This is a genomic window from Pseudomonas sp. S09G 359 (genome assembly GCF_002843605.1).
Taxonomy (GTDB): Bacteria; Pseudomonadota; Gammaproteobacteria; order Pseudomonadales; family Pseudomonadaceae; genus Aquipseudomonas.
Map to the genome: position 1 here is coordinate 1269595 of NZ_CP025263.1, position 19165 is coordinate 1288759.

Annotated in this window: 12 protein-coding genes; 4 read left to right on the forward strand and 8 right to left on the reverse strand. The window is 62.0% G+C overall.

What is annotated here, in order from left to right:
• Window positions 1–623: 623 nt before the first annotated feature.
• The 3 genes from CXQ82_RS05690 to CXQ82_RS05700 form a co-directional block, all read right to left on the reverse strand.
• The gene (locus tag CXQ82_RS05690; protein ID WP_101266926.1) at window positions 624–5753 is read right to left on the reverse strand and encodes a dermonecrotic toxin domain-containing protein; all 5130 of its coding nucleotides are present in this window, start codon (window positions 5751–5753) and stop codon (window positions 624–626) included.
• Between the two features lie 139 nt (window positions 5754–5892).
• Complete coding sequence (locus CXQ82_RS05695; protein WP_101266929.1) at window positions 5893–9000, reverse strand: transglycosylase domain-containing protein; 3108 nt, start codon at window positions 8998–9000, stop codon at window positions 5893–5895.
• Between the two features lie 307 nt (window positions 9001–9307).
• On the reverse strand, window positions 9308–9784 hold the full coding sequence (locus CXQ82_RS05700) for a transposase (protein WP_101266931.1): 477 nt from the start codon (window positions 9782–9784) through the stop codon (window positions 9308–9310).
• Between the two features lie 598 nt (window positions 9785–10382).
• Between CXQ82_RS05700 and CXQ82_RS05705 the strand changes: the two genes are divergently transcribed.
• The gene (locus CXQ82_RS05705) at window positions 10383–11801 is read left to right on the forward strand and encodes an amino acid permease (RefSeq protein ID WP_101266933.1); all 1419 of its coding nucleotides are present in this window, start codon (window positions 10383–10385) and stop codon (window positions 11799–11801) included.
• 39 nt (window positions 11802–11840) lie between these two features.
• Here CXQ82_RS05705 and CXQ82_RS05710 read toward each other — a convergent pair whose 3' ends face one another.
• The 5 genes from CXQ82_RS05710 to CXQ82_RS05730 all read right to left on the reverse strand — a co-directional run bounded on the left by CXQ82_RS05710 (window position 11841) and on the right by CXQ82_RS05730 (window position 16170).
• Complete coding sequence (locus CXQ82_RS05710) at window positions 11841–12971, reverse strand: OpgC family protein (RefSeq protein WP_101266936.1); 1131 nt, start codon at window positions 12969–12971, stop codon at window positions 11841–11843.
• Between the two features lie 132 nt (window positions 12972–13103).
• Window positions 13104–13400, reverse strand: coding sequence for a cupin domain-containing protein (locus CXQ82_RS05715; protein WP_101266938.1), 297 nt, complete (start codon window positions 13398–13400; stop codon window positions 13104–13106).
• Window positions 13401–13460: 60 nt separating this feature from the next.
• The gene (locus CXQ82_RS05720) at window positions 13461–13745 is read right to left on the reverse strand and encodes a putative quinol monooxygenase (RefSeq protein ID WP_101266940.1); all 285 of its coding nucleotides are present in this window, start codon (window positions 13743–13745) and stop codon (window positions 13461–13463) included.
• 12 nt (window positions 13746–13757) lie between these two features.
• Window positions 13758–15377 (reverse strand): FMN-binding glutamate synthase family protein, encoded by a 1620-nt coding sequence (locus CXQ82_RS05725; protein WP_101266942.1) that lies wholly within the window; start codon window positions 15375–15377, stop codon window positions 13758–13760.
• Between the two features lie 28 nt (window positions 15378–15405).
• Complete coding sequence (locus tag CXQ82_RS05730; RefSeq protein WP_101266943.1) at window positions 15406–16170, reverse strand: LuxR C-terminal-related transcriptional regulator; 765 nt, start codon at window positions 16168–16170, stop codon at window positions 15406–15408.
• A 93-nt stretch (window positions 16171–16263) separates the two neighbouring features.
• Between CXQ82_RS05730 and CXQ82_RS05735 the strand changes: the two genes are divergently transcribed.
• The 3 genes from CXQ82_RS05735 to CXQ82_RS05745 all read left to right on the forward strand — a co-directional run bounded on the left by CXQ82_RS05735 (window position 16264) and on the right by CXQ82_RS05745 (window position 19159).
• Window positions 16264–17085 (forward strand): carbon-nitrogen hydrolase family protein, encoded by an 822-nt coding sequence (locus CXQ82_RS05735; protein WP_101266945.1) that lies wholly within the window; start codon window positions 16264–16266, stop codon window positions 17083–17085.
• A 375-nt stretch (window positions 17086–17460) separates the two neighbouring features.
• The gene (locus tag CXQ82_RS05740; RefSeq protein WP_101266947.1) at window positions 17461–18786 is read left to right on the forward strand and encodes an APC family permease; all 1326 of its coding nucleotides are present in this window, start codon (window positions 17461–17463) and stop codon (window positions 18784–18786) included.
• Window positions 18787–18886: 100 nt separating this feature from the next.
• Window positions 18887–19159: a type B 50S ribosomal protein L31 gene (locus CXQ82_RS05745; protein WP_101266948.1), complete on the forward strand. Its 273-nt coding sequence runs from the start codon at window positions 18887–18889 to the stop codon at window positions 19157–19159.
• Window positions 19160–19165 lie beyond the last annotated feature (6 nt).

Consider the following 19165-nt stretch of genomic DNA (forward strand, 5'->3'; position numbering starts at 1 on the left):
TTCCTCAGTATTTAGCGATTTGTGGTGGCGGAACATCCGTGGCGAGCGGGCTTGCCCGCGTTGGGCTGCGCAGCAGCCCCTCTGCTTGCGTACTGGTTCTGCCTGACCCAGCGCATCCAACTTTTCGGGGCCGCTTCGCGCCCCAACGCGGGCAAGCCCGCTCGCCACAAAAGCGTTGCTCAGTGTTTGGCGATTTGTGGTGTCCACCACAAAGGGGTTGCTCAGTATTTAGCGATTTGTGGTGGCCGGAACATCCGTGGCGAGCGGGCTTGCCCGCGTTGGGCTGCGCAGCAGCCCCTCTGCTTGCGTGCCGGTTCTGCCTGACCCAGCGCATCCAACTTTCCGGGGCCGCTTCGCGCCCCAACGCGGGCAAGCCCGCTCGCCACAAAAGCGTTGCTCAGTGTTTGGCGATTTGTGGTGTCCACCACAAAGGGGTTGCTCAGTATTCGGCGATTTGTGGTGGGCGGAACATCCGTGGCGAGCGGGCTTGCCCGCGTTGGGCTGCGCAGCAGCCCCTCTGCTTGCGTACCGGTTCTGCCTGACCCAGCGCATCCGGATTCCGGGGCCGCTTCGCGCCCCAACGCGGGCAAGCCCGCTCGCCACACAGGGCGTTGTTTATGGCATTAGAGGTGGGTGGACTCGATGACCCTGCGGTTACTCAGCCCGGCCGCGTTGGCCAGGGCTTCGCGGGTTAAACGGCGCATCCATTGTTTCTCGCTGTAGCCGAGGTCATTGAGCAGCCGGTTGTAGCCGTCGTCGCTCATTTCGTTGCCGGAGAACACCACACTTTCAGGCACCTCCAGTGCATCGGCGAGGCCTTTGAGCGAGTGCCTCAGCGCTTCTTTTTGCTCCGGCTCCAGACCTTGTGAGCGGGCCCACTTGGCCTGCGTTTCCTGCAGTTGGTCGACCTTTAACAGCTGCTCGCTGAAGTGCAGCTCGTTGTCGCGATACTCGCGGTCGTGGCTGTCGCGCAGGTACTGTTCCCAGTAGTGTTCGAGCAGCATCTGATTGACCAGGCCGTCGCCTTCGGCCATTTCCAGCACGTTCACGTAAGCCTCATCGATGCGGGGTTGAGGTACGTCTGCGGTCAGGCGGTAAAGCATATGGTCGGACAACCACGGCAAATCCAATTTCTCTGCCAGGGATGTCTGATAGGCCAGGTAGATTTCCACTTCGTCGACTTCCCCCGGCACCCCCGCCCGTACATCGGAACGCAGGCGCTGGCCCAGCCCACCCTCGGCAACCGGCCTGAGTCGCCGGGCCACGTCTTCTTGAATCACTTCGGCCAAGAGCTTCATGTGCGCACGACCCTTGGCCAAGGTCACAAGTTTGCCGGCCCGTTCTTCGTCAGTCAGTGAGTACCGCTGTGCTTCGGTGGCGAGCACTTCAATGCCCATGTCATTGAAAATCTGCGCACCACCATCGGCACACAGGCCTGGGAAGCTCGACATCCTGAACAGGGTTTCGCGCAAGGTGTTGTCGACACTGGCGGCGAGGATCAGTTGCCACACGCGCTTGGCCAGTTCGGGGCGATTGGCCGCCAGGCGCTGGCGGTCTTCTTCGGTTTGCACCGACTCCTCGCGCTCCAGCGACTTGAGCACCTCGAACAACCCCTGTGAGCCATGCTCCTGCTCCACGGCATTCCACAAAGTCTTGCGCTGTTCACGCAGTTGCGGGTCCATCGCGTCGAGCCAATAGTCGCTGTCGCCCTTGGGCTCATAGGTACGGTTGGGGTCCAGCCCGGCTGCTACACGGTAAGCTTCGTAACGCTCGCGCTGGTCGAGGCTCAAGGCGTTGCGGTCCAGGCGCGCACGGGCGATGATTTCGGCCTGAGGGGTGCCGGGCGTAAGCTCGGGCACTTGGGTGATCGGATTGCCACGCAGGTCGAGCACAAAGCTGCGGTTGCGCGGGTGCGAAAACAGACCGTTTGGCCACGTGGTGGTCTGTGTCTGGTTCAGCAGCAGGTCGCGCAAGTTGGGCATGCGCGAGATATCCGGCGTGGCCCCCAGTGGGTTGCTTTGCAGTTGCAGGTTTTCCAGGCGATGCAGTTTGGCCAGGCGCTGAAGGCTTTGGCCGCCCAACTGTATATGGTTATCGCGCAGGTTGAGGTAACGCAGCCTGCGCATTTCGCCAACGGCCTCGGGCACCCATGGCAGGTCGTTGTAGCCCAGGTCGAGGGAGCGCAGGGAAGGGAACGCCTTGAGAAAGTGCTCGTGCACCGCACCAAACCGGTTATCGGCCATGGTCAGGCTGGTGACGTGCTCAAAGCCTGCAGTCAGTTCAGGCAGGGTATTGGGTAGCAGAATACCCCTGAGGTCCAGTTCCGCACCGCCTTGGACATGGCCCCACGGGTCGCGGTGCGTGGTCATGCGGTCTTCCCAGCAGCGATAGAGCACATCCGCGACATGATGCCGGCTGGCGCTCTCCTGGCGATAAGCCGGGCTGCCTTTGGGGTGGCCGTTGGCTGTGCGCTTCCAACTTTCGAGGGTTTTCTGCAACTGTTGCTTCTCGATCCTCAGCCGGTTCACCACAGTACGCATCTGCCCGGCGCCAATGTTCTCGACGAAGTGATTCAAACGCTCCTCGTCCATTGACGGAAACAGCAGTTCCAGCACCTGTCGGTGATGTGCCGCTTCCGGGGTCGGTGGCAAGAATGCCGGCCTGCTGGCGCCTGGTCCTTGCAGCAATTGGCTGGTCTGGGTGTCGGCCGTGGTGCGAATTGGCCGTTGCGCAAGGACCCGGCGGCGCTCGGCCAGGGATTCCAGTTTTTCCATCAGCCAGCGTTTCAGCTCGGCGCCCTGGCCGGGCTTCTGGCCCGGCACTGGCACCGCGTGCAACAGCGATTCATACAGGTCATTGAGCCCGTTGAGGCGCTGTTGGGTTTGATCGAACACTTCATAGCCCTGGGAATTTTTGCGTACCAGAATCCGTCGCCGCGACGCAGCCGCCGGGCCGACTTCACCGCGCAATGGGCCGTCCAATGTCTGATCGCGGATTTCCAGGTGCAAATCGGCGAAGGCATCGCTGTGCAGTTTCAGCGTATTGAGCACCAGGCGTTCGGTGCCGGCGGTGACTGGCCAGGCGGCATAAAACCCCGCATAAGCCTGGTTGGCATCGTCCACGAAATTCAGCTCCTGTGCCTGGTTGAGCAGCCGTAGCGGCAGTTGATTGTCGCCTATGGCTTGATTTTCGAGCCGGTTGGCCGTCTTGATCACGGCGTGGGCGAGGCCTGCGTCGAGGCCGGGCAATTGTTGGTGAAGCCGGCGTACAGACGGGTCGCTGGATTGGTTCTTGATCTGATGAATGTACTCGCCGATGTCCTCGGTTTGGGTCTTCACATACTCGGCGAGCAGGTCGCGCACTGCTTGCAGCCGTTCGGTTTCGGGGAGGTTGCGGCCGAGCAATGTACCCACGGCGTTGTCGTCGAGAAAGCCCAGCACCCGCGCCGGCAACTGGCCGGACATTACCTCGCCGAGGCTGACTTTCAGGGTCGCGGTCGGCGTGGCGCCGGGCTTGCTGTAGGTGCGTGAATCGCCGCTCAAGTCGGCGCGGGTGAACACTTGCAGGGCGCAATGTTCGGGCCAGCCCGGCAGCTCGGTGACGGTCTGTTCGAACCAGGCCGATGACGGGTCCGTCGGCAGCGGCACACCGCTGCGCAGCGTGTCGACTGCGGTGGTTGCCGCCTGCCGGGCCTCGTAGCGCTTGAGGGTGGCTTCAAACAACAGCGGGGGCGGTTGGTTATACACATACACGCCGCGCAACTGGTCGTCGTCGGTGGCGCTGATGCGGCGCATCTGTTGCAACTCGATATCGCTGAAGGCCTGGGTGCGCGGGCCCAGGCGGCGCATCAGCGTGGTGCTGTCCCAACTGCGCGGTTGTTCCGCCTCGTGGACGAACGCGCCATGGCCGTTGAAAACCACCTTGGGCGCGTAGGCATCCGGGCGATCTGGATGTGGGATCCTGTGGCTGTCGTCGTCCACTGTCTTCACTTCGTAATGGCGGTTGTCCAGCGCCAGAATCGCTTTGCCCTCATGGTGATGCAGCCCGCGAGTATCGATAGTTGCCTGCCGGGGCAATGTGAGGTTTTTCTGCGCATAGGGCGCCAGGTCCGGGTTCCACAGGCGTGTTGTGCCGTTGGGCATGTGCACCGGCTTGAGCCCTTCGACAAAGGCTGAAAGTTTGAGTTGCGCAACCGCACCCAAAGCACTGCCGGCGCCGAACAGGGCCAATTGCAGCACGTTATCCACCACGCCGAGCAGGTGCTCCGTGGCCTCCAGCGCTTGGCCCTCGGACCAGTCGACAAGGCCTTCAAACACATCATCGGCCAACTGGTAAGCGCTGTAGACGAGCACCAGTTCGCCCAGCACCGGCACAAACGGCGTGGCCACCAGCAGCGCTGCATTGAGGATGTCCGAGAGGATTTTTTCCAGGTTGTCCCACCACGCCCAGCGCGCATGCCGGTCGGCCAGGGCGGTGGAGACCGCAAGCTCCTGGGCATCATTGAGTACCTTGTTCAGCTTGCGCCGGTACTGGTAGTTCCACAGGTCGTTTTCGCTGCTGACGCTGGAGCGGTTCTGGTAGTCGTCGTCGATGTCTTGCAGGCGAAACTGCAGGTTGGGCGTGTCCACCGGGGTGTCTTTCCAGGTCGGTCCCGGGTCTGTGGCGGCTTTCTGGTGCCAGCGCACCTGGCTGAGGCGGGCCTTCAGGCCGGCAAAGAAATAACCGCGGTCCGCCTGCGCCACAAACTGGCTGAAAAACCGCTGATAGCCCTGGGTGTTCCGTAACTGGCGGGTGAGTTCCTGCATGAACGCGGCAGGCGACCGATATTCCTTGAGCGGGTGCTCCGGGTCTTCGGGCACATAGGCCAACAGGCGGCCAAGAGGGGTGGGCGAGTCGGGCGAGGGGCAGAACACCACGATTCCGGTCAAGGCAATGTCCATCAGGCTCAGGGTGTAGGGTTTGATGCGGCGACCATCGAGGTGCGCGGCTTGGTCTGCGATCAGTTGCAACATCGCGGTGTGGGCGTCTGGCTGGATATCACCCTTGGCCAAGCCCAGGTGCGCGGCGACGCTGAGGGCGGTTTTCTGGCTGGTAATCACTTCGTGGCGCAGGGTGCGCGCCGAGGCGCGGTTGTTGAAACCCAATGCTTCTTTGAGCTGTACCTGGTAGCGGGCGCCGATGTCCAGTGCGCGGCAGATAGCCTTGAAGTGCTCGGCGGTCAGCACGGCCCCCGTGCTGCGGTGGCGCAGGGTCAGGGTGTCGCGTTGCCCACGCGGGTCTTCGGCCGACAGGAAGGCATGGTCGACGAAGCTGTCGGCGGCGGCAAAGTTGTGCAGGGCTGCATCCAGCAGGGACACCGTGCGGCTGGTCACGCCCCCGGTGCTGTCACGTACCCACCAGGCCAGGTCGGCCGTGGTGTACAGGCGGATGAAGGTCGACCTCAGGTCGATGTCGCCATAGTTGACCAGCGCGCTTTTGAGTAAGGGTTCGGCAAAGGCCTGGACGTCGTTGAGGTCGCGAAATTTCTGGTCGAGGCTGTTCTGGCTGTGCCATTGGGCGGCGACGGCGGCCTTGAGCTGCGGGTGGTTCGGGGCCTGTGGATAAGGACGAGCGGTCCGGCGCGGAGTGTCTTTAAGTGCTTGCACGCGGTCCACGGATGCATTTTTTATCCACCGCGGCAGCGTACTGTTGAGGTGTTGATAATGCACGCCTTTGAAGTCATCGGCGGGCGTCGGGGGAAGAGGATCTGGCATGGGAGAACCTGAATAAAACAAGAGTTGCCACTCAGTCTATTCAGGGACGAGGCTTTGGATAAGTTCGAATAATGGCTGGAAACCCGCACTGAAACAGCAGAAAAATGCGCCTATAAAGCGCATAGCTAACACCCTGTTTTCAGCGTGCGGCGCTGGTGGGAAGTGCCTGGCACAGGGTGCTGTTGCCCGGTTGCAAATACGGCGTAAGAATCGGCGCCATGCCCTTGAGCACCTGTACCGGCAAGGCCGAGGTGAACTTGAAACCCTGGGCCGAAGCCCCCGGCACAAACGCGGTCAGCGTGCCGAAATGATGTTCGCCGATATAGAACACAAAGGTCGCCGTGCGGTTGATCGCCTTGGAGCTGAGAACCCGCCCACCGGCGCCGATGGCTTCGATACGGTTGTCGCCGGTGCCGGTCTTGCCGCCCATGGCCAACGGCGTGCCGTCGGCCAGTTTGAAACTGCCGGACACGCGGCGTGCGGTGCCGGCGTCCACCACCTGCGACAGGGCTTCGCGCAGGGCGGTCGCCACTTCGGAAGGCATCACCCGTTTGCCGCGATTGGGGTCGTTGATCAACCGGGTTTCATACGGCGTGTCGACAGCAAAGCGCAGGCTGTCGATGCGCAGCGTGGGCTGGCGCACGCCATCGTTGAGGATGATCCCCACCAGCTCGGCCAGGGCGGCAGGGCGGTCGCCTGAGCTGCCGATGGCCGTGGCCAGGGACGGTACCAGGTGGTCGAAGGGGTAGCCGACTTTCTTCCAGCGCTGGTGGATATCCAGGAACGCTTCGATCTCCAGCATGGTGCGGATGCGGCTGTCGCGGGCGCTTTGATGGCGGCTCTTGAACAGCCAGCTGTAGACCTCCTGGCGCTCGTGTTCGCTGGCGGCGGTGGCCTGGGTAAACGTCGCATTGGGGGTGTTCAGCAGGTAACCCATCAGCCACAGGTCCAGCGGGTGCACCTTGGCGATATAGCCTTGGTCGGGCAAGTCATACGCGCCGGGGCCGTAGTTCTGGTAGAGCTTGGCCAGGCGCTCGTCGGTGAGTTTTTCGCGGCTTTTTACGCTGCTCAAGTGGGCGCGCACGAAGCTGTTGAAACTGGCCTGATTGGCGTTGGGCAACAGGTAGCGATGCACGGCTGCCAGGCGTTGGGCGGTGGGGTGCATGCTGTCGAGGAAGGTGTCGAGCCGCGCTTGAGTGTCTTTGTTGCGGTATTTTTTCCAGAACTTGAGCAGGAAGGTGGTGCCTTCGCGGTCGGCGAACTTGGCCAGGTATTCCTGGCGGCGCGGGTCGCTGTCGTCCTTGAGCAATTGCGCGCTGTTGTTCGGTGCCTGGTAAGTGCTGTAGCGCACCAGGTCGCGCATCAGGCGAATGAACGGCAGGTTGATCGATTCGCGCAGGGCCTCGCGTAGGGTCGGGTTGCGGCCGTTGTCTTCGTTGCGAAAGTTATGGAAGTGGTGCAGGCCGCCACCGGTAAAGAAGCTCTCGCCGGGGCTGGCGGAGTATTGCCGGTTGAGGGCCGCGTCGAGCATGGACGGCAGGCTGCGGTCGCTGTTTTGCATCAGGTAATCCAAGGCCCAGCGGGTCAGGCGGTCCTGGTCGTCGACCTGGACTTTTTTCAACTCGGGGGTGGTTTGGGCGCCGTAGCGGTCGTGCAGTTCGCTGATGATCTGCAGGTAGGTGGTGAGCACCCGCAGCTTGGCGGTGGAGCCCAGTTCCAGCTTGCTGCCTTCGTTAATGTCGAAGGGCTGGTCGGTGCTGTCGGTTTGCACGCGCACGCGGGCGCCGTCGGCGGTCATTTCGTAGAGGGTGAAGCTGTAGCGCACTTGCGCCGTGCTGGCTGGGGTCAACAGGCGTTCGCCGAGCAGGCCGATTTGCCCGGCAAAGGCGGGGTCGGCCAGGTGTTTGAGGTAGGCGGAGGCTTGGGCCTGCAGGTCGCTTTGCAAGGTGCTGGTGGCCGACAGGTCGAGGCGGTCGAGGTCGTACAGCGGCCGGTTGAGCAAGGCGGCGAGGCGGCTGCGGGCAACGCTGATGCCCTTGTTTGTTTCGATTGGCTGGACCGTGGGTTGCTGCTGCCAGTCGCGGTAGGTGACCCGGCTGGCGAGGGCGGCGGCGGCCAGGGGCGGGTCGATCACGCCGTTTTGCGCGAGCAGGCGGATGTGGCTGTCGGTCAGGCTGGCCAGTTCGGCGTGCCCTTTGGACAAATAGTGCGAGGGCCGGCGTTGGGCGATCATCAGCGACAACACCTCGCGCAGGGCCAGGCCTCGCTGCGGCAACTGCGCAGGGTCGGTGCCGGCGAGCAGCGCGTTGGTGTGGTCGAAGTCGGCGCCGTACCACACGCGCAACCCCTCGGCCATGCCGTGCACTTCACCGTGGCCGGGCACTGCCGACAGGGGCACGCTGTTGAGGTAATCGCGCACGATGTCCTGGCGGGCGGCGAGGGTTTGCGGGCCGTCCTGGTAGGCGCGCACGCTGGCGGAAATCATCTGGCGGACTTTTTCGCCACCGGACACGGTCAGGCCATCGGGCGAGTGGCGGTATTTTTCCAACTGCGTGGCAAGTGTGCTGCCGCCCGCGCTCTGGCCGGGCAGGTGCAACAGCTTGGCCACCTGCGACCATGCGGCCTTGGTAAACCGTGGCCAATCCACCGCCGGGTTGAGTTGCGGTTGCTTGGGGTCAAGCAGGTCGCGGTCTTCGATAAACAGCAGGCTATTGACCACCAGCGGCGGGATCGCCGCGAAGCTTGGGTAGAACTGCTGGGGGTAGGTGAACTGGTACAGCGGCGTGGCGCGGCAGTCGGTGATGCTCAGACCCGCCTGGATTTTTTCCGCGTAGGGCACAAACAGGCCACGCTCGGCATACGCCATCAGGTCGGGGGAGAAGCGCGCTTGTGCCTGGATCAGGTAATCGCGCTTGATCAAGCGTGGCAGCAACTCGCCCAGCGCGCTGTAGCCCAGGCGCTTGTCGAACGGCCCGGCACCGGGGTAGACCCGCGCATCGCTGGGGCCCGGTTGCATCTGGTACGTAAGGCTGGCGGCCAGCCCGGAAAAGGTTCGCGCCTGCCATCGGGAGGTGTGGGTTTCGCGCACGACGGCAAACCCCAGGGCGACCAGCGCGACCAGCAGTACCAGCCAGAACAGCCGCCACCCCAGTCGTCGCGGGCGTGGGCGTTGTGGCAACGGCGGCTCATCCGGGCTGCCAGTCGGGACTGCAGCCTGGGTTGAACCGGTTTGCCATAACGCGCCCATAGTCGATTGATCCATTTACGTAGATTGATCGGACTTGGTTGAAGCTTAGACGGTGGCAGGCGGTCAGGGAGAGTTTATTGAAAGCGTGGGTTTGAGTGGTGAGCGGGCTTGTTTGCCAAGCGGGCTTGTTGTGGCGAGCGGGCTTGCCCGCGTTGGGCTGCGCAGCGGCCCCCTCGTTATTGCCACCGGTTTTGCCTGACACACCGAGTAAACCTTTCTGGGGCCGCTTCGCGCCCCAACGCGGGCAAGCCCGCTCGCCACAACAAGCCTGCTCGCCACGGGAGCTCATTTGGCACGCAAGCTCGTCTCAAAGCACGCAGTCGTCCCGGACCCAGGCGGCATCCCATAGCGGGTAATCGCCGATGTGTTCCACCAAACCGGCCCGCAAGGGGTTGGCGATGATGTAGCGGGCGATCTTGCGCAGGTCTTCTTCGGCTCGAACGGCCCGGTCGTGGTAACCCCTTTGCCAGAAAGCGCCGCTGGTTCGCAGGGCTCTATTGATGGTCAGGGTGCTGCGTGATTTTGTTCGCCCCATGACCTCGGGCAGGGTCCCGTTGTGCAGTTCAAACAGCCAGTGGAAATGGTCGGGCATCACCACCCATGCCAGCGAGTTGACCCATCCCAGGTCATGAGTTCGCTTGAATTCCGCGACCAGCAGCCTGCCGATGTGGAAGTCTGCAAAGAGTGGTTTCCGTTGGTGAACGACCGCCGTAACGAGGTAAGCGTGGCCCACAGCAGAGAACCTGCCGCAGCGTAGAAGATGAGAGTTGGGTTGGGGAGGCAATCCGTTGCTCCTGTTGGAATGGGTGGCGTGACAGACTCACGCTAGCAGCGGGCGGGGGCTGTGCGCTGCAGATCAATATCCGGATGTAACTGCACGAGGGTTTATCTGCTGATTGTGGCGAGCGGGCTCATGTGGTGAGCAGGCTTGTTCTGGCCAGCCGGCTGGTGGGGTGAGCAGGCTTGTTGTGGAGAGCCGGCTTGTTGTGGCGAGCGGGCTTGCCCGCGTTGGGCTGCGTAGCGGCCCCCTCTTTAATTGCCACCGGTTTTGCCTGACACACTGAGTAAACCTTTCTGGGGCCGCTTCGCGCCCCAACGCGGGCAAGCCCGCTCGCCACAACAAGCCCGCTCGCCACAACAAGCCGGCTCACCACAACAAGCCGGCAAACCACAACAAGCCTGCTCGCCACCTACGCCTATCGTCCATCTGTGACGATGCACCATTACCGTGCAATACTCCCCGCCCGCTGATCCTGCAGGCTTGCCTTGCCGGACGCGTCGGTCCACGAAACCGGCGCGGTTTTGAAGCGGCCTGCACCTATCGGTTCGGGCCAGGCTCGCTCGGTGGCTCATACCCAATAACAAGATGGAGTTGTATCCCTATGCCCTCTGGCAATCACCTGCCCCATGGCGAAACCGCACAAGGCGGCCCGCTGAAACGCGAACTCGGCGAACGGCATATTCGCTTGATGGCCCTTGGTGCCTGTATCGGTGTCGGCCTGTTCTTAGGCTCGGCCAAGGCTATTGAAATGGCCGGCCCGGCGATCATGCTGGCGTACATTATCGGCGGCCTGGCGATCCTGGTAATCATGCGCGCCCTCGGCGAAATGGCCGTGCACAACCCGGTCGCCGGCTCGTTCAGCCGCTATGCCCAGGATTACCTCGGCCCGTTGGCGGGCTTTCTCACCGGCTGGAATTATTGGTTCCTGTGGCTGGTGACCTGCGTGGCGGAAATCACCGCCGTGGCGGTGTACATGGGCGTGTGGTTCCCCGATACGCCGCGCTGGATCTGGGCCCTGGCGGCACTGATCAGCATGGGCACCATCAACCTGATCGCGGTCAAGGCGTTCGGTGAATTCGAATTCTGGTTCGCGCTGATCAAGATCGTCACCATCATTGCCATGGTGATCGGCGGCGTCGGCATCATCGCGTTCGGCTTCGGCAATGACGGCGTGGCGTTGGGGATTTCCAACCTGTGGGTCCACGGCGGCTTTATGCCCAATGGCGTGCAGGGCGTGTTGATGTCCCTGCAGATGGTGATGTTCGCCTACCTGGGGGTGGAGATGATCGGCCTCACCGCCGGTGAAGCGATGAACCCACAGAAGACCATCCCGAGTGCCATCGGCTCGGTGTTCTGGCGCATTCTGTTGTTCTACGTGGGCGCGTTGTTCGTGATTCTGTCGATTTACCCGTGGAATGAAATCGGCACCCAGGGCAGCCCTTTCGTGATGACGTTCGAGCGCCTGGGCATCAAGACTGCCGCTGGCATCATCAACTTTGTGGTGATCACGGCGGCGTTGTCGTCGTGCAACGGCGGTATTTTCAGCACCGGACGCATGCTCTACAGCCTGGCACAGAACGGCCAGGCCCCGGCGACCTTTGGCACCACGTCAAGCAATGGCGTGCCACGCAAGGCGCTGTTGCTGTCGATCTTCGCGCTGCTGCTGGGCGTGCTACTCAACTATCTGGTGCCGGAAAAAGTCTTCGTCTGGGTGACGTCGATCGCCACTTTCGGCGCTATCTGGACCTGGCTGATGATCCTGCTGGCCCAGCTCAAGTTCCGTAAGAGCCTGAGCCCGACCGAGCAGAAAGCCCTCAAGTACCGCATGTGGCTGTACCCGGTCAGCTCTTACCTGGCGCTGGCGTTCCTGGTGCTGGTGGTGGGCCTGATGGCGTACTTTCCCGACACCCGCATCGCGCTGTATGTAGGCCCGGTATTTCTGGTGCTGCTGACGGTGTTGTTCTACGCCTTCAAGCTGCAACCCAATGATGTCAACCGGGTACCGGCGCAGTCCGCCTGATGCCTGGGATGGCCCGCCGCATGCAGCGGGCCATCCACCTCAGCGGGCCTGCGCGGCCAGCTTGAGGGACTGATCCAGGCGTTTGTTGAATTCCAGCCACACCGCCAGCATCACCATCAACGCAGCGCCGACCATGGCGGTCAGCAGTTGCATCAGCAGGGCATCGCCGGCCATCGCGTTGACCATGTCAGCCAAGGGCGCGAGTACCACGCCCAGGCAAAACACTTCCAATGAATAACGGCCCATGCGGCAGGTGTGCTGTGCCAGCCAATTTTCGGTCCAGCCACGTCCAGGCAACAGCTTGGCGGTGACATAGGCGAGGGCGAGGAAGTGCAGCAGGCGCAGCGGCGACAGGTCGGTCTTGCTGATAGGGTAGAGCAGCTCGCTGAGCCACGCCGGCATCAGTGCGTCATGCACCTCGGGCCAGCGCCATGAGATCGTCAGCACGCCCGCCAGTAGCGTGTACACCGCCGCCGTCATGAACAACGGCTGGCGCACCAGCGGCCGCTGTTCGGCGGGGCGGGCGCGCCCGGCATGAATCGCCGCCGCACCACCGAGTACAAACAGGAACTGCCAGGTCACCGGGTTGAAGTACCACACGCCATCGGCAATCGCCCGCAGGTTCCAGCCCATCCACGGCGCCAGAAAATATACCGTGGCCGACATGGCCACCACTGCCCAGGTCTTGCGCAGTATCAGCGGCAGCACCAGCGGCAAGCCCGCGAGCAGCACGATATACAGCGGCAACGGGTCCATCAGGTTGGGTTTGAAGCGCAGCAGCAGTTCATCTGTGAGAGCCTGTTGCGGGTGGGTGACGAAGTGCGTCAGGCCCATCTCTTCAACCAGGTCGCGGGTTTCCACATGGCTGTTGGCGAAGAACACGATGCCCATCAACAGCGCCAGCAGGAAGATATGCACCACGTACAACACCCAGGCACGCCGCAGGATCTTCAGCGAGGCAATCCAGTAGCCGTCGCGTTGCAAAATCTTGCCGTAGGCCAGCACCGCAGCGTAGCCGGCGAGGAACACAAACACCTCCGCCGCATCGCTGAAACCGATGTTGCGCAGGGTGATCTGGCCTAGGGGGTTGTGGGGGACGTGATCCCAGAAAATGAAGATCAACGCCAGGCCCCGAAAAAAATCGATGCGCGGGTCGCGTCCGTTCAGCATGGCAGCGGGCTCTTGAACAAAAGGTTTAGTAATGACAGGCGCACGGGCAAGTAGTCGTACGCCGCACGTCGGGCGGGCGCAGGTTGGCGGTATTTGTGGGCAATTGCAAAGGTTGGGTATTACTGAATGTCTCTAGACGTCAATGATCACCAGCGTACCCTGGCTGCCGGCGAGCACAGCGTGTGCGACGCCGGCTTGCACAAGGTACATCTGGCCCGCCTCCACGCGGATTTCACTGCCGCCGATGCTCAGGCGCAAGCATCCGCTGATCACCAGCAGCCCTTCGTTGTAGTCATGGGTTTCTTCTGCGTACGCCTGCTCATCCATACGCAGCACCTTGACCCGCGCCGGGCCGACCTGGCCCAGGCAGGTGGATTTCCAAGTGGCGGGCAGTTGCGCTGCGATGTCGGCGAAGTCCAGTAACGGCATGTGAATCTCCTTGTTTGATCAATGCCGTCGGTGGTCCGGTTCAGCGCGGTGTGGGTATTTTCAGAACGCATCCATCAACAGCACCCGGCAAGGTTTGGCCTGGTATGCGTTGATCTGCGGCACCAGCCGGGTGAAGTGTTCCGTCTGGCAGTGTGCATCCAGCGCGGCCTGATCGGGCCATTGCTCGATAAAAATGAAGTGCCCCGGGTCCTTTTGATCGACAAACAGATCGTAGGCGATACACAGCGGTTCCAGGCGGGTTTTTTCCACCAGTTCGGCGTACCAGGGGCGCACGGTTTCCAGGTGCTCGGGTTGGATAAAGTCTTCGGCGATGACTTTCAGCATGAACGGGTCCTTTTAGGCGGCTGCGGTTTCATGTGGCTCAAAGCTGTCCGCGCGTGCCATCTGCCACATGCGCGAATAGAACTCGCCATTGACCTCGCCGGTGAGCAACTCCCCAGGCTTCAGGAACACATGCAACTGCGAGAACAATTTGATTTCGGTCGCCGACATGCGCCGTACCAAATGCTTGGCCGACAGCTGCGAGGGGTGATCCAGGCCCGCCGCCGCGAGCATCTCGGCCAGGGCCTTGAGGGTGTTGCGGTGAAAGTTGAACACCCGTTGGGCTTTGTCCGGGACCACCAGGGCGCGCTGGCGTAGTGGGTCCTGGGTGGCGACGCCGGTGGGGCATTTATTGGTATGGCAGCTTTGCGACTGGATGCAGCCGATGGCAAACATAAAACCCCGCGCCGAGTTGGCCCAATCGGCGCCGATGGCCAGGACACTGGCGATATCGAAGGCGCTGACGATCTTGCCGCTGGCGCCGAGTTTGATCTTGTCGCGCAGGTTCAGGCCCACCAGGGTGTTGTGCACAAACAGCAGGCCTTCGCGCAACGGCACACCGATATGGTCGGTGAACTCAACGGGCGCGGCGCCGGTGCCGCCTTCCTTGCCGTCGACCACGATAAAGTCCGGGAGGATGCCGGTTTCGAGCATGGCCTTGGCGATGCCCATGAACTCCCACGGGTGGCCCAGGCAGAACTTGAAACCCACCGGTTTGCCGCCGGACAGCTCCCGCAGTTGCGCGATGAACTGCATCAATTCGATGGGGGTGGAAAACGCACTGTGGCGTGACGGCGAGACGCAGTCTTCGCCCATCAAAATACCGCGGGTTTCGGCGATCTCCTTCGTCACTTTGTGTTTGGGCAGGATGCCGCCATGGCCCGGCTTGGCGCCCTGGCTCATCTTGATTTCGATCATGCGCACTTGCGGGTTCTGCGCCTGCACGGCGAAGCGTTCCGGGTCGAACCGGCCGTCGCTGGTGCGGCAGCCAAAGTAGCCACTGCCCAGTTCCCAGGTCAGGTCGCCGCCGTTTTCGCGGTGGTAGGGGCTGATGCTGCCTTCGCCGGTGTCGTGGGCAAAGTTGCCGAGCTTGGCGCCCTGGTTAAGGGCGCGGATCGCATTGGCACTCAGCGAGCCAAAGCTCATCGCCGAGATATTGAACACCGAGGCCGAATACGGCTGCGTGCACTGTGGGCCGCCGACCATCACGCGAAACGCGCTGGGGTCGCTGAGCGGCGCGGGGCGCATGGAGTGGCCGATAAATTCGAAGCCCGACTGGTACACGTCGATCAGCGTGCCGAAGGGTTTGTCGGCGGTTTCATTCTTGGCGCGTGAATACACCAGGGAACGCTGCGAACGGGAAAAGGGCAGGGCGTCGCTGTCGGATTCAAGCAAATACTGGCGGATTTCCGGGCGGATGGCCTCCACCAGGTAGCGGATATTGCCCAGGATCGGGTAGTTGCGGCGTACCGCGTGGGGGCTTTGCAGCAGGTCGAACAGGCCGATCAGGCTTAATACGCCGGTGACCAGGGTGATCGGCCACAGCCATTCATGTTGGATAAACGGCAGGCTGGCGAGGGTGAAAATGACGCACACGGCAAAGAAGGCGTAACGGCTTAGTAACGACAGGCTCATACGGTTTTCCTTGGTTCGGACTCATCGGCTAGGCGTTTTGCGCCTGAAGAAAGATCGAGAACAGCTCCGACTGGGATTTGATCCCTAGTTTGCTGTACATGTGTTTTTTATGGACTTTCACGGTTTCAACAGAGATTTCCAGCTTACGAGCGATTTCCTTGCTGGAGCAACCGCTGAGCATCAAGCGGCCCACATCCAACTCGCGGGCGGTGAGGTGTGCGCCCCAGTCGTCATTCTGGATCGGCGGTTGCGGGGCGCTGACCTGGTTCAGTTCATGGGGCAGGCGCTGGCGTAGCAAGCTCAATACCCAGGGCTGGATCAGCGACAGCAGGGCGATCTGCTGCGGGTCAAAACGCTGCTTCGAGCCCAGGGACAGGCATAGCGTACGCCCATCCGGCAGATGGCAATTAAATTGGATTTCATCTGCCACCACGTTCAGGCGGAAGTAACGCTGGTAGTACTCGGTGAGTTCAAAATGCTCTGGCGCGACGTCCGCCAGGCGCAACAGGCCGGTGCGCGAGTGCTCGCGGCTGGCGATGTAGAAGGGGTCGAGCAGGTAGAGGCCGTTGAGGTAGTCCTGGAACAGTTGGTCCGGCGTGCCGTCGGCGCCGGGGCATTCGGCGAACACCAGCGGGCGGTGTGCGCTGCTGAAGAGCAACACCACCCAACTGTCGAACGCCACGTATTGGTCCAATAGCCGCACCAGTTGGGTCCAGAAGTTGGCCTGGTCGAGGGCGTCTATCATTTGCCCCACCGAACGGTGCCAGGCGATATCTTGCAGCGAAACGGTCATTCGTCTACCCCCATAGGGTTACCCCGGCGGCGTGATTTCCCCGGCGGGTGCGGCTGCGCATACTGCGCCACAGATAAAACCACAGGATGTCCCATGAAGGTCGAATTTGCCCAGTTGGCAGGCCGCGATAACGGCACAGCTTACAACCTTGAGCGGGCGTTGGCGGCGATTGCTGCAACGGCGGCCGACACGCAGTTGATCGTATTCCCGGAAACCCATCTGATGGGCTTCCCGTCGGCCGAGACAGTCGCTGACATCGCCGAGCCGCTGGACGGCCCGACCGTGCAGGCCGTTATCCAGGCCGCGCGTGCGCGCAATATCGCAGTGGTGATCGGCATGGCCGAGAACGATGGCGGCCGCTTCTACAACACCACCTTGCTGATCACCCCCGAAGGCATCGCCCTGCGTTATCGCAAGACCCACTTGTGGGCCTCGGATCGTGGCGTGTTCACCCCGGGCGATCGCTACGCCACCTGCGTGTGGAACGGCGTGCGCGTGGGCCTGTTGATCTGCTACGACATCGAGTTCCCGGAAACCGCCCGCGCTTTGGCGCAATTGGGCACTGAACTACTGATCGTCACCAACGGCAACATGGACCCCTACGGCCCCACACACCGCACCGCGATCATGGCCCGGGCCCAGGAAAACCAGGCGTTTGCGCTGATGGTCAACCGCGTGGAAGAGGGCGATGGCGGCCTGCTGTTTGCCGGCGGCAGCGCCTTGGTGGACCCGTTCGGCACGTTGCTGTTCGAAGCCGGGCGCGACGCAGGGCAATACACGGTCGAGCTGGATCTCGACCAGTTGGCAGCGGCCCGCAAGGACTACCGCTACCTGGACGACCAGCGTTTGAAATTGCCGGGCGAGGTGATTGAGCACAGCGACGGGACGCGCGAGCTGCTGATCCCCAAAGCTTGAAACTGACGCTTTGCGGCCAGGAGGCTTGTTGTGGCCAGCAGTTTGTTGTGGTGATGAGGCTTGTTGTGGCTAGCAAGTTTGTTGTGGTGATGAGGCTTGTTGTGGCGAGCGGGCTTGCCCGCGTTGGGGCGCGAAGCGGCCCTGAAACCTGCCACCCCGTTTTGTCTGGAGAAACGCGGTGACTGTATTGATTGGGGCTGCTTCGCAGCCCAACGCGGGCAAGCCCGCTCGCCACAGCAAGCCCGCTCGCCACAGAAGCCCACCGACCACAGAAGCATTTCAAGCCACAGAAGTGTTTTGAACATAAGAAAAACGACATCTGCTGCACCGACTTCAGTTCTGCCATAAATCTAATAATTGCGCGGAGAATCGCTCATGGCTCGTTTGCAACGCACCCTGTCATTAGGGTCGGTGGTGCTGTTTGGCATCGCCTATATGACGCCGATCATTGTGCTCGGCACCTTCGGCATCCTGGCGCAATCCACCGCCGGCATGGTCCCCGCCGCTTACCTGGCGGCCCTGGTGGCGATGTTCTTTACCGCCATGAGCTACGGGCGCATGGCCTCGGCTTTCCCCGTTGCGGGCTCGGCCTACAGCTATGTGCGCAAGGCCATCAGCCCCAAGCTGGGGTTTATTGCCGGTTGGGCGGTGTTGCTCGACTACCTGTTCCTGCCCATGGCCATCTGGCTGATCGGCGCGGCGTACCTCAACTCGGCATTCCCTGCGGTGCCGCAGTGGGTCTGGGTGCTGGCGTTTATCGGCGTCACCAGCGCGATCAATATCGTCGGCCTCAAGCTGGCCAACGGCATCAACGCGCTGTTGATGCTGGTGCAAGCGCTGGTGTTGATCGCGTTTGTGGTGCTGTGTATCCACTACATAGGCGGCGACGCGAGCAAGCCGCTGTGGACCATTGCCCCCTTCTTCAACGGCCAGATGCACATGCCGCTGATCATGAGCGGCGCCGCCATCGCCTGCTATTCGTTCCTCGGCTTTGACGCCGTCAGCACCCTGACCGAAGAAACCCGCGACCCACGCCGTACCATCCCACGGGCGATCATGTTGATCACCTTGATCGGCGGGTTGATCTTTGTCGGCGTGTCCTACTTTGTGCAGATCGCCCACCCGTCGTTCGAGTTCGCCAATGTGGATTCCGCGGCGTATGAAATTGCGCGCAATATCGGCGGTGACCTGTTTGTGTCGATCTTCCTGATCGGCCTGATCGTCGGCCAGTTCGCCTCGGGGCTGTCGGCCCAGGCCAGCGGCTCGCGGCTGCTGTTTGCGATGGGCCGCGACGGGGTGTTGCCCAAGTCGTTTTTCGGCACCTTGCATGCGCGCTTTGGTACGCCGGTCAACAGCATCCTGCTGTGTGCGGCGGTGGCCTTGCTGGCGTTGAAGCTGGACGTGACCACCTCCACCTCGTTCATCAACTTCGGCGCGTTCCTGGCGTTCAGCCTGGTGAACCTGTCGGTGATCTTTCACTACTGGATCGGCGCCAAGCAGCGTGGCGTGCGTGAGTTGATCCTGTTCCTGGTCTTCCCGGCCATCGGCCTGGCGGCGGATTTGTGGCTGATGGTCAGCCTCGATCACCTGGCCATCTACCTCGGCCTGGTGTGGCTGGCGATCGGCCTGGTTTACCTCGGGTTCCTCACGCGCGGCTTCTCGCAACAACCGCCGGAAATGGACTTCCAGGAAGCTGCATAGAAGCTACGGGCCTATTCTTATTGCAATCGGTTCTCGTTTGGGCGCATGATTTGTGTTACTGTATAACACTTGAAATGCACCCATACGCCCCGGAGGCCTTATGAAAGCTGGTATCCATCCCGACTACCGCACCGTGCTGTTCCACGACACCGCCGCCGACGTGTTCTTCCTGATCGGCTCCACCGCCGACAGCGACCGCACCCATAAACACAGCGACGGCAACACCTACCCTTACATTCCCCTGGACGTGTCCAGCGCCTCACACCCGATCTACACCGGGCAACAGCGCAAGACCCAGGCCGAAGGCCGTATCGCCGGGTTCAACAAACGGTTTGCAGCGTTTGGCTCGAGCCCGAAAAAAGCCGAGGCGTGAGGACGG

Bases quoted from the DNA above. Each gene is read 5' to 3' on its own strand.
- CXQ82_RS05710 (WP_101266936.1), bottom strand. From the start codon at position 12,971: ATGCTGAACGGACGCGACCCGCGCATCGATTTTTTTCGGGGCCTGGCG.
- CXQ82_RS05745 (WP_101266948.1), top strand. From the start codon at position 18,887: ATGAAAGCTGGTATCCATCCCGACTACCGCACCGTGCTGTTCCACGAC.
- CXQ82_RS05740 (WP_101266947.1), top strand. From the start codon at position 17,461: ATGGCTCGTTTGCAACGCACCCTGTCATTAGGGTCGGTGGTGCTGTTT.
- CXQ82_RS05695 (WP_101266929.1), bottom strand. From the start codon at position 9,000: ATGGGCGCGTTATGGCAAACCGGTTCAACCCAGGCTGCAGTCCCGACT.
- CXQ82_RS05690 (WP_101266926.1), bottom strand. From the start codon at position 5,753: ATGCCAGATCCTCTTCCCCCGACGCCCGCCGATGACTTCAAAGGCGTG.
- CXQ82_RS05725 (WP_101266942.1), bottom strand. From the start codon at position 15,377: ATGAGCCTGTCGTTACTAAGCCGTTACGCCTTCTTTGCCGTGTGCGTC.
- CXQ82_RS05720 (WP_101266940.1), bottom strand. From the start codon at position 13,745: ATGCTGAAAGTCATCGCCGAAGACTTTATCCAACCCGAGCACCTGGAA.
- CXQ82_RS05715 (WP_101266938.1), bottom strand. From the start codon at position 13,400: ATGCCGTTACTGGACTTCGCCGACATCGCAGCGCAACTGCCCGCCACT.
- CXQ82_RS05705 (WP_101266933.1), top strand. From the start codon at position 10,383: ATGCCCTCTGGCAATCACCTGCCCCATGGCGAAACCGCACAAGGCGGC.
- CXQ82_RS05735 (WP_101266945.1), top strand. From the start codon at position 16,264: ATGAAGGTCGAATTTGCCCAGTTGGCAGGCCGCGATAACGGCACAGCT.
- CXQ82_RS05730 (WP_101266943.1), bottom strand. From the start codon at position 16,170: ATGACCGTTTCGCTGCAAGATATCGCCTGGCACCGTTCGGTGGGGCAA.